Origin of the sequence: Streptococcus sp. oral taxon 071 str. 73H25AP, from assembly GCF_000146755.1 — a bacterium.
GTDB classification, from domain to species: domain Bacteria; phylum Bacillota; class Bacilli; order Lactobacillales; family Streptococcaceae; genus Streptococcus; species Streptococcus oralis_T.
The window spans coordinates 473,512-490,251 of the sequence record NZ_GL397254.1; the positions used below are offsets into that span (position 1 = coordinate 473,512).

General features: G+C 41.1%; 12 protein-coding genes. All 12 read left to right on the plus strand.

The annotated features are described in order from the left end of the window. The first annotated feature begins 2 nt into the window (after window positions 1-2). A complete protein-coding gene (gene nadE, locus HMPREF9189_RS04640; protein WP_000058068.1) occupies window positions 3-827 on the plus strand; it encodes an ammonia-dependent NAD(+) synthetase in 825 nt (274 codons plus the stop codon). A gap of 155 nt (window positions 828-982) precedes the next feature. Beyond that, complete coding sequence (locus HMPREF9189_RS04645; protein WP_000643826.1) at window positions 983-1,534, plus strand: GNAT family N-acetyltransferase; 552 nt, start codon at window positions 983-985, stop codon at window positions 1,532-1,534. A 163-nt stretch (window positions 1,535-1,697) separates the two neighbouring features. Beyond that, window positions 1,698-2,408 (plus strand): thiol-disulfide oxidoreductase-associated membrane protein CcdA2, encoded by a 711-nt coding sequence (ccdA2, locus tag HMPREF9189_RS04650; RefSeq protein ID WP_000370909.1) that lies wholly within the window; start codon window positions 1,698-1,700, stop codon window positions 2,406-2,408. A gap of 13 nt (window positions 2,409-2,421) precedes the next feature. Further along, entirely contained in the window at window positions 2,422-2,985 is a 564-nt protein-coding gene (locus HMPREF9189_RS04655; protein WP_000759258.1) for a redoxin family protein, read from the plus strand. Between the two features lie 9 nt (window positions 2,986-2,994). After that, on the plus strand, window positions 2,995-4,107 hold the full coding sequence (gene msrB, locus HMPREF9189_RS04660) for a peptide-methionine (R)-S-oxide reductase MsrB (protein ID WP_000998577.1): 1,113 nt from the start codon (window positions 2,995-2,997) through the stop codon (window positions 4,105-4,107). Between the two features lie 262 nt (window positions 4,108-4,369). Then, window positions 4,370-5,107, plus strand: a complete 738-nt coding sequence (locus tag HMPREF9189_RS04665; protein ID WP_000222637.1) for a response regulator transcription factor — start codon at window positions 4,370-4,372, stop codon at window positions 5,105-5,107. Further along, window positions 5,104-6,795 (plus strand): sensor histidine kinase, encoded by a 1,692-nt coding sequence (locus HMPREF9189_RS04670; protein ID WP_000831089.1) that lies wholly within the window; start codon window positions 5,104-5,106, stop codon window positions 6,793-6,795. Before HMPREF9189_RS04665 ends, HMPREF9189_RS04670 begins: the two co-directional genes overlap by 4 nt. A gap of 109 nt (window positions 6,796-6,904) precedes the next feature. Continuing rightward, the gene (locus HMPREF9189_RS04675) at window positions 6,905-7,468 is read left to right on the plus strand and encodes a TIGR01440 family protein (RefSeq protein ID WP_000659503.1); all 564 of its coding nucleotides are present in this window, start codon (window positions 6,905-6,907) and stop codon (window positions 7,466-7,468) included. Window positions 7,469-7,470: 2 nt separating this feature from the next. Beyond that, window positions 7,471-13,404, plus strand: a complete 5,934-nt coding sequence (locus HMPREF9189_RS04680; RefSeq protein ID WP_001232692.1) for a ZmpA/ZmpB/ZmpC family metallo-endopeptidase — start codon at window positions 7,471-7,473, stop codon at window positions 13,402-13,404. Window positions 13,405-13,478: 74 nt separating this feature from the next. Then, window positions 13,479-15,200 carry an aminodeoxychorismate synthase component I gene (pabB, locus tag HMPREF9189_RS04685; protein WP_009755275.1) on the plus strand — a complete coding sequence of 574 codons (1,722 nt, stop codon included), beginning with the start codon at window positions 13,479-13,481 and terminating at the stop codon, window positions 15,198-15,200. Beyond that, a complete protein-coding gene (locus HMPREF9189_RS04690) occupies window positions 15,201-15,818 on the plus strand; it encodes an alpha/beta fold hydrolase (RefSeq protein WP_000766588.1) in 618 nt (205 codons plus the stop codon). It abuts the gene before it with no gap. A gap of 60 nt (window positions 15,819-15,878) precedes the next feature. After that, window positions 15,879-16,664, plus strand: a complete 786-nt coding sequence (locus HMPREF9189_RS04695) for an excalibur calcium-binding domain-containing protein (protein WP_009755276.1) — start codon at window positions 15,879-15,881, stop codon at window positions 16,662-16,664. The last annotated feature ends 76 nt before the right edge of the window (window positions 16,665-16,740 follow it).

Sequence of the window (16,740 nt, forward strand, 5' to 3'; positions counted from 1 at the left end):
GAATGAGTTTGCAAGAGACCATTATCCAGCAACTGGGTGTCAAGACAGTGATTGACGCTCAGGAAGAAATCCGTCGTTCGATTGATTTCTTAAAGAGATACTTGAAAAAACACCCCTTCCTTAAAACTTTTGTACTAGGGATTTCTGGAGGTCAGGACTCAACCTTAGCAGGGCGCTTGGCGCAATTAGCTATGGAAGAAATGCGAGCAGAGACAGGAGATGACAGCTACCAATTTATCGCTGTCCGCCTGCCCTATGGCGTGCAAGCTGATGAAGCAGATGCTCAAAAAGCTCTTGCTTTCATCCAACCAGATGTCAGCTTGGTTGTGAATATCAAGGAATCAGCTGATGCCATGGCAGCTGCAGTTGAAGCGACAGGAAGTCCTGTTTCAGACTTTAACAAGGGCAATATTAAAGCTCGTAGTCGTATGATTGCCCAATATGCCCTTGCGGGTGCCCATAGCGGAGCGGTCATTGGTACAGACCATGCTGCGGAAAATATCACAGGTTTCTTTACTAAGTTTGGTGATGGTGGTGCAGACATTCTCCCTCTTTACCGCCTCAATAAACGCCAAGGAAAACAACTTTTGAAGGAACTTGGTGCAGACCCAGCCCTTTATGAAAAAATCCCAACAGCAGATTTGGAAGAAGAAAAACCAGGTATTGCAGACGAAGTCGCACTTGGAGTCACTTACAATGAAATTGATGACTACCTCGAAGGAAAAACAATCAGCCCAGAAGCCCAAGCGACTATTGAAAACTGGTGGCACAAAGGCCAACATAAACGCCACCTACCCATCACCGTATTTGATGACTTTTGGGAGTGAAAACCTCCAGTGGAGGTTTTCAGCCCGAGTCTAGAAACGGGAAAACGAGGAACCTCCAGTGGAGGTTTTTACCCTGAGCCTAGAAATGAGAAAGCGAAGAAGGTCCAGTGGACCTTTTTAGCTTGAGCCTTAAGCTTAGAAAGCGAGGTAACATTATGAAAGCAATCGGTACACAAATGTTACAGACAGAACGTTTAATCTTGAGAAGATTTGTGGAGAGTGATGCGGAAGCCATGTTTCAAAATTGGGCTTCGTCTCCTGAGAACCTGACCTATGTCACCTGGGATCCTCATCCTGATGTTGAAGTGACTCGGAACTCGATTCGAAATTGGGTTGCATCCTATACTAATCCCAACTATTACAAATGGGCGATTTGTCTCAAAGAAAATCCTGGGCAAGTGATAGGAGATATCAGCATCGTTGAGATGAATGAGAAAGATTCAAGTTGTGAAATTGGCTATATTTTAGGAAAAAATTATTGGGGTCGTGGTATGATGACGGAGGCCTTGAAAGCTGTGTTAGACTTTTGTTTTACTCAAGCAGGCTTTCAAAAAGTCAGAGCTCGTTACGCTAGTCTCAACCTAGCTTCAGGCCGTGTCATGGAAAAAGCGGGAATGTCTTATCTAAAAACTATTGCCAATGGTGTGGAGAGAAAAGACTACGTTGCGGACCTTATTTATTACCAGATAAGTAGGGAAGACAGGTGATTCTCTTTTCTGTTTCTACCAAAGTCAGACCTTGTCTGGCTTTTTTTGTACCAGATTTCTAAATAAACTGATTAAATTCCTATTTTTCCCTATCATTGTCCCTGTTTTTTCTTAGAGTTGGGAATTATAATAGACTTATCAAAAGAAAGAAGAGTGAAAAGATATGGACAATGTAATCTTTTTTATCAGTGTTTTTCTTGCTGGAATTCTTTCCTTCTTTTCTCCTTGTATTTTACCCTTGTTGCCAGTCTATGCAGGAGTCTTATTGGATGATAAGAATGATGCTCAGGCTTCTAGCGGAAAATTTTCAATCTCACTTGTTAGTTTAGTGCGAACTCTGGCCTTTATAGCGGGGATTTCTTTTATCTTTATCTTACTGGGCTATGGAGCTGGTTTTTTAGGCAATTTGCTGTATGCTTCTTGGTTTCAGTATGTGACAGGTGCAGTTATCATTCTCTTGGGCTTACACCAGATGGAAGTCTTACATTTGAAGGGGCTCTACAAGGAAAAAAGGCTACAATTAAAGAGACAGGGTCAAAACGCTAACGGCTATAGTCAGGCATTTTTACTGGGGTTGACCTTTAGTTTTGCTTGGACGCCATGTGTGGGGCCAGTTCTGGGGTCTGTTTTGGCCTTAGCGGCTTCAGGTGGCTCAGGTGCTTGGCAGGGAGCTGGTCTCATGTTGGTTTACACGCTAGGTTTGGCGCTACCATTTTTGGTTCTAGCTCTCGCCTCCAGCTATGTTTTGAAACATTTTCGAAAACTCCATCCTTACCTCGGAACCCTCAAAAAAGTGGGTGGTTTCCTCATTATCCTGATGGGAATCTTGGTGCTTTTGGGAAATGCTTCTATTTTGACAAGATTATTTGAATAGAGAGGAAGAAGAAATGAAGAAATGGCAAACATGTCTACTTGGAGTAGGCTCAATCTGTTGCTTGGCAGCTTGTTCGGCTAAAAACATGTCAGACGAATCAACTATGAAGGAGCAAACCAAAACAGAACAAGTCGGTGCGCAAACTGCGACTAAAGGTCAGGCAGTCGCTGATTTTGAACTAACAGGAGTAGATGGTAAGACCTATCGTTTATCTGACTACAAAGGCAAGAAAGTCTATCTTAAATTCTGGGCTTCTTGGTGTTCCATCTGTCTAGCCAGCCTTCCAGATACGGACGAAATTGCTAAGGATGCTGGTGATGACTACGTAGTTTTGACAGTGGTATCTCCTGGCCACAAGGGGGAGCAAGCAGAAGCGGACTTTAAGAACTGGTACAAGGGCTTGGATTATAAAAATTTTCCAGTTCTAATTGATCCGTCAGGCAAACTTTTGGAAAGTTATGGTATTCGTTCTTACCCGACTCAAGCCTTTATAGACAAGGGAGGCAAGCTGGTCAAAACGCAACCAGGTTTTATGGATAAGGATATGATTTTAAAGACATTGAAAGAAATGGGGTAGAGAAAGATCATGAATGATAAAGTAAAATTGTTTGTCTTGGCAGGGGTCATTCTCCTAGCCATAAGCGGTTTCTATTTTCTATTGATGCGAAATGCAGGCCAGACAGATAGCTCGCAAATTGAGAAAGCGTCAGTTAGCCAAGGAGGAAAAACAGTGAAAAAAACAGAGATTAGCAAAGACGCAGACTTGCACGAAATTTATCTAGCTGGGGGATGTTTCTGGGGAGTGGAGGAATACTTCTCACGCGTGCCTGGAGTGACAGATGCCGTTTCAGGCTATGCAAATGGTAGAGGGGAAACAACCAAGTACGAATTGATTAACCAAACAGGACATGCAGAGACTGTCCATGTCACCTATGACGCCAACCAAATTTCCCTCAAAGAAATCCTGCTTCATTACTTCCGCATTATCAATCCAACCAGCAAAAATAAACAAGGAAATGATGTGGGGACTCAGTATCGTACCGGCGTTTATTACACAGATGACAAGGATTTGGAAGTAATCAATCAAGTCTTTGATGAAGTTGCTAAAAAATATGACCAACCTCTGGCAGTTGAAAAGGAACCCTTGAAAAATTTTGTGGTGGCTGAGGACTATCATCAAGACTACCTCAAGAAAAATCCAAATGGCTACTGTCATATCAATGTCAATCAGGCTGCATATCCCGTCATCGATGCCAGCAAATATCCTAAACCAAGTGATGAGGAATTGAAAAAGACCTTGTCAACTGAGGAGTATGCCGTCACCCAGAAAAATCAAACGGAACGAGCTTTTTCCAATCGCTACTGGGATAAATTTGAATCCGGTATCTATGTGGATGTGGCAACTGGTGAACCCCTCTTTTCATCAAAGGATAAGTTTGAGTCTGGTTGCGGATGGCCTAGTTTCACACAACCTATCAGCCCGGATGTTGCCACTTACAAGGAAGATAAGTCTTACAATATGACGCGCATGGAAGTAAGAAGCCGAGTTGGAGATTCTCACCTTGGTCATGTCTTTACGGATGGACCAAAGGACAAGGGAGGCTTGCGCTACTGTATCAATAGTCTTTCTATCCGCTTTATTCCCAAAGACCAAATGGAAGAAAAAGGCTATGCTTATTTACTAGATTATGTCGATTAAGACTCTTCAAACTACTTCAGCGTCGCCTTACCGTCCCCATACGTATAGTTACTGACTTCGTCAGTTTCATCTACAACCTCAAAACAGTGTTTTTGAGCTGACTTTGTCAGTTTTATCTACAACCTCAAAGCTGAACTTTGCACAACCTGCGGTTAGCTTCCTAGTTTGCTATTTGATTTTCATTGAGTATAAGAGGGCTTTCCTAAGCGGTTAGAGGAGAATTTTGCTATACTGATACTAGTAAGTGACAAAGGAGCAGAGCATGACCTACACAATCTTAATCGTAGAAGATGAATATCTGGTAAGACAAGGCTTGACCAAACTGGTCAATGTAGCAGCCTACGATATGAAAATCATCGGTCAGGCTGAAAATGGAAGACAGGCTTGGGAATTGATTCAACAACAAGTGCCGGATATCATTTTAACCGATATCAACATGCCTCAGCTAAATGGCATCCAGTTGGCCAGTCTGGTACGAGAAACCTATCCACAAGTGCATTTGGTATTTTTAACGGGTTACGATGATTTTGATTATGCCTTGTCTGCTGTCAAACTAGGTGTAGATGACTATCTGCTTAAGCCCTTTTCTCGTCAGGATATTGAGGAAATGTTGGGGAAAATCAAGCAAAAACTAGATAAGGAAGAGAAGGAAGAGCAGTTACAAGATTTATTAACCGATAAGTTTGAGGGAAATCTGGCTCAGAAGATCCAGTCCCATCTGGCTGATAGCCAGTTTAGTTTAAAGTCTTTGGCCAGTGACTTGGGCTTTAGTCCGACTTATCTGAGCTCCTTGATTAAGAAAGAGTTGGGCCTACCTTTTCAGGATTATTTGGTGAGAGAGCGTGTCAAACAAGCCAAGCTCTTGCTCTTGACAACGGATTTAAAGATTTATGAGATAGCCGAAAAGGTTGGTTTTGAAGATATGAACTACTTTACCCAACGCTTTAAACAGATTGCAGGTGTGACGCCTCGTCAGTTTAAGAAGGGGGAAGGTCAATGAAGCGTTCTTCTCTCCTAGTCAGAATGGTTATTTCCATCTTTCTGGTCTTTCTCATTCTCCTAGCTCTGGTTGGGACTTTCTACTATCAATCTAGTTCATCAGCCATTGAAGCTACCATTGAAGGCAATAGCCAAACGACCATTAGCCAGACTAGCCACTTTATTCAGTCTTATATCAAAAAATTAGAAACCACCTCGACCAGTTTGACCCAGCAGAAGGATGTGTTAGCCTATGCTGAGAATCCTAGTCAAGATAAGGTCAAGGAAATCCGAGATCTGTTTTTGACCATCTTAAAGGCAGACCAGGACTTGAAAATGGTGGTACTGGTCACCAAATCTGGTCAGGTTATTTCCACAGATGACAGTGTGCAGATGAAAACTTCCTCAGATATGATGGCTGAGGATTGGTACCAAAAGGCTATCCATCAGGGAGCTAAGCCAGTTTTGACACCAGCTCGTAAATCAGATAGTCAATGGGTCATTTCTGTTACTCAGGAACTTGTTGATGCAAAGGGAGCCAATCTTGGTGTGCTTCGCTTGGATATTTCCTATGAAACTCTGGAAGCCTATCTCAACCAACTCCAGTTGGGCCAGCAGGGTTTTGCCTTTATCATCAATGAAAATCATGAATTTGTCTACCATCCTAAACGTACTGTCTATAGCTCAGCGAGTGAAATGGAGGCTATGAAACCCTACATTGAGACGGGACAGGGCTATACGCTGGACCATCAATCCTACGTTAGTCAGGAACAGATTGCAGGGACTGATTGGACGGTTATAGGAGTGTCTTCGCTGGAGAAGTTAGACCAGTTTCGGAGTCAGCTCTTGTGGACCTTGCTTGGGGCCAGTGTCACATCTCTTCTTGCCTGTCTCTGCTTGGTGTGGTTCAGTCTCAAGCGCTGGATCGCCCCCTTGAAGGACCTGAGAGAAACCATGCTGGAAATTGCTTCTGGTGCTCAAAATCTGCGTGCCAAAGAAACTGGTGCCTATGAACTGAGAGAAGTGACTCGCCAGTTTAATGCCATGTTGGATCAGATTGATCAGCTGATGGCAGATGTGCGCAGGCAGGAAGAAGCGACCCGGCAGTATGAACTTCAAGCCTTGTCAAGCCAGATTAACCCTCATTTCCTCTACAACACTTTGGACACTATCATCTGGATGGCTGAATTTCAGGATAGTCAGCGAGTGGTTCAGGTGACCAAGTCCTTGGCAACCTATTTCCGCTTGGCGCTCAATCAAGGAAAGGATTTGATTTCTCTTTCTGATGAAATCAATCATGTCCGCCAGTATCTCTTTATCCAGAAACAACGTTATGGGGATAAGCTGGAGTATGAAATTGCTGAAGATCCTGACTTTGATAATTTAGTCTTGCCTAAACTGGTGCTACAACCCCTTGTAGAAAATGCCCTTTATCACGGCATCAAGGAGAAAGATGGACAGGGACATATTAAAGTTTCCGTCCAGAAAAAGGATTCAGGACTAATCATCCGCATTGAGGATGATGGCGTTGGTTTCCAAAATCCTGACGATAGTAGTCAAAGTCAGCTCAAACGTGGGGGAGTTGGCCTACAAAATGTCGACCAACGACTCAAACTCCATTTTGGAGACAATTACCAGATGAAGATTAATTCTGCACCCGAAAAAGGGACGACAGTTGAAATATACATCAATAAAATAGCAACTAGCTAACTCCCAGTCAATTCTGGGAGTTTTGCTATTAAAAATCAGAATGATTAGTTGGCCTTGATAAAATCAGTAAAAAAAGATATGATAGATAGTGATAAAAGAGGTATCAAGTATGAAGGAAAAAGACATTCAAAGAGCAACAAGCCAGATTGTAGAAGATGTATTAGAAAAGGCTGATTTGAAGCAAGGAGCTATCTTTGTTTTGGGCCTTTCTTCTAGTGAGGTGATAGGTGGTCAGATTGGCAAGGAATCCAGTCAAGAAATTGGGGAAATTATTGTGAAGACTATCCTAGATATCCTAGAAGAAAATGGGATTCATCTAGCTGTTCAAGGTTGTGAACATGTCAATCGAGCCCTCGTCGTTGAACGTCAGGTGGCAGAGCAGTTTGGTCTTGAAATCGTCAGTGTCCTTCCTACACTTCATGCAGGAGGTTCGGGTCAGTTGGCAGCCTTCAAATTTATGCAGGATCCAGTTGAGGTTGAATTTATCAAGGCTCATGCTGGATTGGATATCGGAGACACTGCAATTGGCATGCATGTCAAGCATGTTCAGGTTCCGATTCGACCAGTTTTGCGTGAGATTGGGCATGCCCATGTTACGGCTCTAGCTAGCCGTCCAAAATTAATTGGAGGTGCGCGTGCGCAGTATCCACAAGATTCTATCAGAAAGTCGTGAGAATGAGAAAAACAAAACAACAACTAGAAAAAATCACCAAATATTCGATTCGTAAGCTCACTGTTGGAGTAGGTCCTGTAGCCATCGGGGCCTTTCTTTTTGGTGCCAGTACTCTTTCAGTAGATAAAGTGCATGCCAATGAAGCTGGCGGTGCTCATAGTGTTCATTACCGTTATTTGGCGGAGCAGGAATTGACCGAGTCTGAAAAAGCCCTGATTCACCATGAAGTTCCTACAGAATTTCAAGATGAAGATATTCTCTATGTAGTTTATCGCAAGAAAGCAACTAACAGTCAACAACTTCCTTACACAGGAAGTAAAGAACTAGCCTTGGCTGGTCTTGGCTTGGCAACAGCCTCACTAGCAGTCTTTTTGGTATCCAAAAAAGGTCGCAAAGAGGTCCTAGGTGTTCTCTTGATTGGTTCTTTGGGAGCTAGCACTTTTGTACCTTATGGGACATTTGCATTTGAAAATAAAGAATTGCTTTCTTATAACCAAACTATTTCGGCCTCTACACATGAAGGTTTGGCTGAAGGGATTATCCATATTGATGGCTATGAATACATTGGTTACTTCAAGGAAGCAGAACTCCACCCATCAAGACCAGCTTCAGCTGAGAAGCCTCAGTTGCCAGTAGAAAAGCAAAGTGCAAATGAAATCGAGAAAACAGAAGTAGTTCAAGAAACACCGACTGTTGCGCCAGAAACCGTCGTTGAAAAACCTGTGGCACAAACTCCGGTTTCTCCTGCTGTTGAAGAAAAACCAGTTTTTGAGAATCCTCAGACTAGACAGGAAGAGAGCTTGGTAGAGATTCCTTTTGAAACAGTCACAAGCCCAGATGCGAATCTAGCAGAAGGAGAGACTCGTATCGTCGCAGCCGGAGTAAATGGTCAGCGTCGCCTTGTAACCAAGGTATCGATGGTTAACGGTCAAGAAGTTAGAGAAGTCATCGAAGACCAAGTAGTCCAAAATCCTGTGTCGCAAGTCATTGCAGTCGGAACTAAGAAAGAGGTGCAACCTGCTCCAACTCCAGTACCACAAGCTGAACCAACTCACCAAGTAGCTAAAGGTACACAAGAAGAAGGTAAGACAGGACAAGCCTTAACACAAGCTGAATTACCAGAAGCCCCAGTTGAAGTAAAAGGAACTCAAGAAGAAGGTAAGGCAGGACAATCCTTAACGCAACCTGAATTGCCAGAGACTCCAGTTGAAGCAAAAGGAACCCAAGAAGAAGGCAAAGAAGATCAAGCTTTGACGCAACCAACATTACCAGATGCTCCAGTAGAAGTAAAAGGTACACAAGAGGAAGGTAAAGTAGGTCAAGCTCTTGTACAAGAACAGTTACCTGAGTACAAAGTAACTGAGGGAACTCTTGTTGAAACATCGACTACAGACCTAGACTACAAAACTGAGACGACTGAGGATCCAACCAAGTATACGGACGAAGAAACTGTCGTAAGAAATGGTGAAAAAGGTAGTCAAGTTACTAAAACAACTTATAAAACAGTAGAAGGTGTTAAAACTGACCAAGTTCTTTCAACTAGCACAGAAGTTACCAAGGAGCCTGTAAACCAACAGGTAAGTCGTGGGACAAAACCAATTGAAGGAACTCTTGTAGAAGAAAGTCTTGAAAAGATTCCATTTAAGGAAGTTGTTAAAGAAGATGACCAACTGAAAAAAGGCTTAGAAGTTGTAGCTCAAGAAGGAAAAGAAGGCCAGAAAAAAATCACCAAGACCTTTAATACCATTAAGGGAGTTAAAACAGAGGACGCTCCAAAAGTTACAGAGGAAATCCTTGAGGCACCTCAAGACAAAATTTTGAAACGTGGTACCAAGACCTTTGAAAAACCAGTATTGACCATCACAGCAGTTGAGCCTAAGGATTTGAAGCGTACTTCAGATGTTAAGTATAGTCTAGAAAATCCAAGTAAGGCAGCCATTAAATCTATTACCTTAACTCTGAAAAAAGGTGATGAGATTGTCAAAACCTTGAATGTTTCACCAGACGACTTGACAACTACCCTGACAGATTTACAGTACTACAAGGATTATAAACTTGAAACGAAGATGGTTTATGACCGTGGTGAGGGTGATGAGGAAGAAGTTCTGAAAGAAGAACCGCTAAGACTTGACCTTAAAAAAGTTGAAATCAAAAATATCAAAGAAACAAGCTTGATGAGTGTGGATGATGCTGGTGTTGAAACAGATAAGAGCTTACTTACTGAAAAACCGACAGACGTTGCTCCACTTTACTTACGAGTGACAACTCATGATAATAAGACAACAAGACTTACGGTAAGTTCTGTTGAAGAAGTGGTTGTCGATGGAAAAATATTGTACAAAGTGGTAGCAAAAGCTCCAAACTTAGTTCAACGTAGAGCAGATGATACTTTCAGTGAAGAGTATGTTCATTACTTTGAAAAACAAAAATTAAAAGAAGGTAATGTATATTACAACTTCAATGAGCTTGTAAAAGATATGCAAGCTAACCCAACGGGTGAGTTTAAACTTGGTGCGGATCTTAATGCAGCAAATGTTCCGACTCCGAATAAACAATACGTGACGAACATTTTTAAAGGTAAGTTGTATAGTGAAGGTGATAAACGTTATACCATTCACAATCTAGCTCGACCATTGTTCAACCGTGTTGAAAATGCTTATATTCATGACATCAACTTTGGTAATGTGAATATCAATATGCCGTGGGCTGATAAAACAGCTCCACTTGGAGATATGTTTAAGAACTCAACGATTGAGAATATTAAGGTTACGGGTAATGTGGTTGGTAATAACGACGTTACAGGTATGGTCAACAAACTAGATGAATCCAATATGCGTAATGTAGCCTTTATCGGTAAAATCGAAAGCGTGGGTAACAAAGGTTGGTGGTCTGGTGGACTTGTAAGTGAAAGCTGGAGAAGCAATGTAGATAGTTCTTATGTTGAAGCTGACATTAAAGCCAACAATGCTAAATTTGGTGGATTGATTGCCAAAGTCAACCATGGTGGAAATCCAAATGATGTTAAACAAAAAGGTCGTTTAACTAAATCTGTGGTCAAAGGGACATTGACACTCAAAACCAACAATCAAAGCGGTGGTTTAATTCACGAAAACTATGACTGGGGTTGGGTTGAAAATAACGTCAGCATGATGAAAGTGACAAATGGTGAAATGATGTATGGTTCAGGGTCAGTTGACTCAGGTGATCCATACTTCGGATTTGATTACTTCAAGAACAATGTGTATGTGAACGATGTTGCATCAGGTAACGTTTCTTATAACCGTTCAAAACAGATTAAGGGTGTCGACCAAGCAGAAGCGGATAAACGGATTGCTTCGTTCAATATCACAGCCGATAAATATGAAATCACACCATATTTGACTGATAAATTAAATCACGTAGCGTATAAAGAAGACACGTACAAAACTACTCAAGATTATAATGCAGAACGTGAACTTGCTTACCGAAATGTTGAAAAACTTCAACCGTTCTACAATAAAGAGTGGATTGTGAATCAAGGTAATAAGACTCCTGAAGGATCTAAATTATTAACTACAGAAGTATTATCTGTGACAGGTATGAAAGATGGGCAATTTGTAACTGACTTGTCAGATGTTGATCATATTATGATTCATTATGCTGATGGTACTAAGGAAGAAAAAGTTGTCACACGTAAAGCTGATTCTCAAGTCCAACAAGTTCGTGAATATAGTATCGAAGGTCTTGGTGACGTCGTTTATACACCGAATATGGTTGTTAAAGATAGAACACAATTAATCAACGATATTAAAGCAAAATTAGCAGGTGTTGAATTGATTTCACCTGAAGTGCGTGCGTTAATGGACAAACGTAACAAACCAGCTGAGAATAGTGACAATCATAAGAACAATTACATTCGTAACTTGTTCCTTGAAGAAAGCTTTGAAGAAACGAAAGCTAATTTAGATAAATTAGTCAAAGCTTTAGTTGAAAACGAAGACCATCAATTGAATAGTGATGAAGCTGCCATGAAAGCTCTTCTTAAAAAAGTGGAAGACAATAAAGCTAAGATTATGATGGGTCTTACTTATTTAAATCGTTATTATGGATTTAAATACAATGATATGAGCATTAAAGACCTCATGATGTTAAAGCCTGATTTTTATGGTAAGAACGTTAGCGTTATCGATAGATTGATTCAAATTGGTTCACGTGAACATTTCTTGAAAGGGGATCGAACTCAAGATGCTTATCGTGATGTGATTGCGGGAGCAACAGGTAAAGGTAATTTAAATGACTTCTTAACATATAACATGAAACTCTTTACAGAAGATACTGATATGAATGTATGGTATAAGAAAGCTATTTCTCATACTAACTATGTAGTTGAGAAACAATCATCTAACCCTGATTTTGCTAATAAGAAATATCACTTATATGAAAACTTAAATAACGGTGAACATGGTCGATACATTTTACCACTTCTTAATACGAAGAAGGCTCACATGTTCTTAATTTCAACGTACAATACGCTAGCGTTTAGTGCATTTGAGAAATATGGTAAGAATACAGAAGCTGAACGTGAAGCGTTTAAGAAAGAAATCGACTTACGTGCACAAGAGCAAATTAATTACTTAGACTTCTGGTCAAGACTTGCTGCTGATAATGTACGTAATCAATTGTTGAAATCTGAAAATATGGTTCCATCAGCAATTTGGGATAACCAAGATGTTCCAGGTAATGGATGGGCTGACCGAATGGGTCATAATAAGAATGGTGACTATGCTCCAGTTAGTGAGTTCTATGGACCTACAGGTAAATGGCACGGATATAACGGTATGGGTGCGTATGCTTATATCTTTTCTAACCCACAAAATTCAGAAGCTGTATACTACATCATCTCTAGTATGATTAGTGATTATGGTACATCTGCATTCACTCACGAAACAACTCATATCAATGACCGTATGGCCTACTTAGGAACATGGCGTCACCGTGAAGGGACAGATATTGAATCATTTGCTCAAGGTATGCTACAATCACCATCTCTTACAAACTATAATGGTGAATATGGTTCACTTGGATTAAATATGGCGTACGAACGTAAAAATGATGGTACACAAATTTATAACTATGATCCTAATATGTTAAGTAGTCGTGAGAAGATTGATCACTACATGAAGAACTATAACGAATCAATGATGATGCTTGATTACTTAGAAGCAGAATCTGTCATCAAGAAAAATACTGGAACTAACGATAAGTGGTTCAAGAAAATCGATAAGAAATATCGCGAAAAAGCGAGCTATAATAAGTTAGAAGGTGCACCACACCAATGGGATTTAGTTCGTGATTTAAATGATGATGAGAAGAATATGAAACTGACAGTTATTGATCAACTTGTAGATAACAACTTCGCTACTAAACACGGGCTACCAGGTAATGGTCATTACCGTACTGAAGGATTCGATTCTGCTTATACTGTTGTGAATATGATGACTGGTATTTACGGTGGTAACACAAGTAAGAGTACGGCTGGCTCAATCTCATTCAAACACAATACATTCCGTATGTGGGGCTACTACGGTTACCTTGATGGATTCTTAGGGTATGCATCTAACAAGTATAAACAAGAATCTAAAGTAGCCGGTAACGTAGGTCTAGGTGATGACTTTATCATCCAAAAAGTTTCTAAAGGTAGATTTAATACATTAGAAGAGTGGAAGAAAGAATGGTATAAAGAAGTCAGAGCTAAAGCTGAGAAAGGTTTTGTAGAAATTGAAATTGATGGTCAAAAGATTTCAACATATGAAAAACTTCAAGAGCTATTCGATGCTGCAGTTGAAAAAGACCTTCAAGGTAATAAATTTGATAATACAGTGAATCTTAAATGGAAAGTTTACAAACAACTCTTGCAGAAATCAGACGGATTTACTGGAGATTTATTCACTAAATAGTAGATAGGACTAGTAAAATGAAAAAAGGTAGATCAGCTTTGTCTGTATCTGCCTTTTTATGCTATACTTAAGGTATGCATAGAAAAACAGTGATTGATTTTAGAGATTTGGGCGAGAGATACACCTTTACCCAGCCGATCAAAGAGTTAAAAACGAGAGATTTAGCAGAAGTCGCGGACCTGCTGGCACAGGTGGAAAGCTACCAAGAACAAGGCTATTATGTGGTAGGCTACGTCAGTTACGAGGCTGCACCTGCATTTGAGGAGAAATTAGCAGTTCATAAAGCTCCTTTACTGGGCGAGTACTTGCTTTACTTTACAGTTCATGATAGGGTAGAAACATCGCCTATTCCTCTGACTTATGATGATATTGATTTGCCTTCAAATTGGCAGGAAGTAACGTCTGAAGCAGACTATGAAAAGGCTATTGCCCAGATTCACCATCATTTGCGTCAGGGGGACACCTACCAGGTCAACTACACCGTCCAACTCAATCAAGACTTAAGTGCCAATCCTTTTGCCATCTACAATCGTATGGTGGTAGAGCAGGAGGCGGGCTACAATGCTTATATTGAACATGACGAGATGGCAGTGATTTCCATGAGTCCAGAGCTCTTTTTTGAGCAAAATGACCGTGAGTTGACAACGCGACCAATGAAGGGAACAACCCAGCGTGGAGTGACTGACCAAGAAGATTTTGCCCAAGCTAGCTGGCTAGAACAGGATCCTAAAAATCGCTCTGAAAACATGATGATTGTGGACCTCTTGCGCAACGATATGAACCGTATTTCTGAAGTGGGCAGTGAGCATGTAGAACGTCTGTGCCAAGTGGAGCAGTATTCAACTGTTTGGCAGATGACGTCGACCATCGAGAGTCAGTTACGATTGGATGTGGACTTGGTTGCCATTTTTCGCTCTCTCTTTCCTTGTGGATCCATAACGGGAGCTCCGAAAATTGCTACCATGAAAATCATCAAGGACTTGGAGCCTCAACCTAGAGGGGTTTACTGTGGAACTATTGGTCTCTTGCTTCCAAATGGGCGACGGATTTTTAATGTCGCCATTCGGACTATCCAACTGCATCAAGGGAAAGCCATCTATGGAGTGGGTGGTGGCATTACTTGGGATAGTACTTGGGAATCTGAATACCGAGAGGTTCATCAAAAGGCGGCTGTTCTCTATCGTAAACAAGCTCGTTTCAAATTGATTACAACTGGGAGAATCAGCCAAAAACAACTGTTGTTTGAAGATCAACATCTGGAAAGACTGACAAAGGCGAGTCGTTATTTTGCCTATCCTTTTGATCCAGAAGAACTGAGACAAAAGATAGAGGAAGAGTGTCGAGCTTGTGCTTCCCACCAAGACTACCGTTTGCGAATAAGCCTCAGCAAGTCTGGAGAGATAGAACTCAGTCGCCAAATCTTAACACCTCTTAGTCCAAGCTTCTGCAAAGCTAAACTCTGCCTGCAAGAAGCAGATTTGAATCAGGCGTTTACCTACTTTAAAACAACTCATAGACCACACTTAAGTCTAGGTAAACAGGAAATCATTTACCATAATGTAGCAGGGGAGCTTTTGGAAACGTCTATCGGGAATTTGGTTCTGAAAATTGACGGGAAGCTCTACACACCGCCTATCAATCTTGGCATCTTGTCAGGAATCTATCGTCAGCATTTGCTAGGAAAAGGACAGGTAGAAGAGAAAATTCTGACTTTGGCAGACTTGAACCAAGCAGAAGCTGTCTATGGCTGTAATGCAGTCAGAGGCTTGTATGAGTTGTTATTGAAGGAGAAATAAATGAAATTGATATTTTTACATGGCTTAGGTCAGACGGCCGCAAGCTGGAAGGAAGTTCAGGATCTACTTGCCAATCATCCTTCTGAGGCCCTTGAATTGTTTCCTACGGGGGTTGGGTCTTATAAGGAAGCCAAAAAACGGATAGCTAAATACCTATCAGAGGAGAAGAAACCTTTTGTTTTAATCGGTTTATCCCTCGGTGCTACTCTTGCACTAGAGCTTTCAAGTTACGATTTGCCAAATCTTCAAGGTTTAGTCTTGTCAGGCTGTCCAGTGAAACTAGCAGGTAATATCTTGTTTAGAATCCAGTTGATGATTTTTAAACTACTTCCAAAAAGTTTTTTTGAAAAGCAGGGAGCAGACAAAGCTCTCATGGTTGGTGTTTCTGAGGAATTGAAAACACTTGATTTAACCCAAGTAGCACAGAATTGTTACTATCCAACCTTGCTAATTTGTGGTAGCCAAGACAAGCCTAATCTCAGTTCTATGAGAGGCCTTCATCAATTGATGTCAGATTCTAAGTTGCAGATTATTCCTGACGGTCCTCACACACTGAACACTGACAAACCGAAGGAGTTTGCAGAAAAGACTAGAAGTTTTCTTGAATTGCTGGAATAAGTCTGGTAAAATAAAAGCGAAAACGGTATCAAAAAAGGAGAGAATAATGAAAAAAAAGTTTTGCTAAAAGTGGCTTTTGCTGCCCTTCTAGTTTGGGGACTATTTACCGAACCAGTTACTGCAGAGGAAAATATTCATTTTTCTAGTTGTAGAGAAGCATGGGAAAATGGTTACTCTGATATTCATAGAGGAGAACCAGGTTACTCTTCTAAACTAGATCGTGATGGTGATGGGATAGCTTGTGAACGTGCAAATGCACCTCGGGGAGTCTTTAAACCACGCCAGTCGGGTTCGCAATCCAATGTCACAGCTAGCGGATGGGTCAAACAGGACGGTTATTGGTATTATTTTGCTGAAAATGGGCATGCAGTTAGGAATACTTGGCAAGGTAGCTATTACCTTAAGTCAGATGGCAAGATGGCAGCCAGCGAGTGGATTTATGATGCTAGCTATCAATCTTGGTACTATCTAAAATCCGACGGTTCTTATGCGAGAAATACTTGGCAGGGAAGCTACTACCTTAAATCAAATGGTAAGATGGCAGCAGGTGAATGGCTATATGATTCCTATTATCAATCGTGGTATTATCTAAAAGAGGACGGAGCTTACGCCCGTAACGCTTGGCAAGGAAGCTATTATCTCAAGTCGAATGGTAAGATGGCAGCAAGTGAATGGGTTTATGACACCAGTTATCAAGCATGGTACTACCTAAAATCCAATGGTGTTTATGCTAGAAACACTTGGCAAGGGAACTATTACCTCAAATCAGATGGTAAAATGGCAAAGAATGAGCGAGTTGATGGTGGCAGATACTACGTAGATGGTTCTGGCCTTTGGAAACCATAAATCAGAATAATTTCTAGGAAGTTAATGCAAACCTTTGCACAAAACAGACGATTCTGTTATACTATATCTGTAAGCA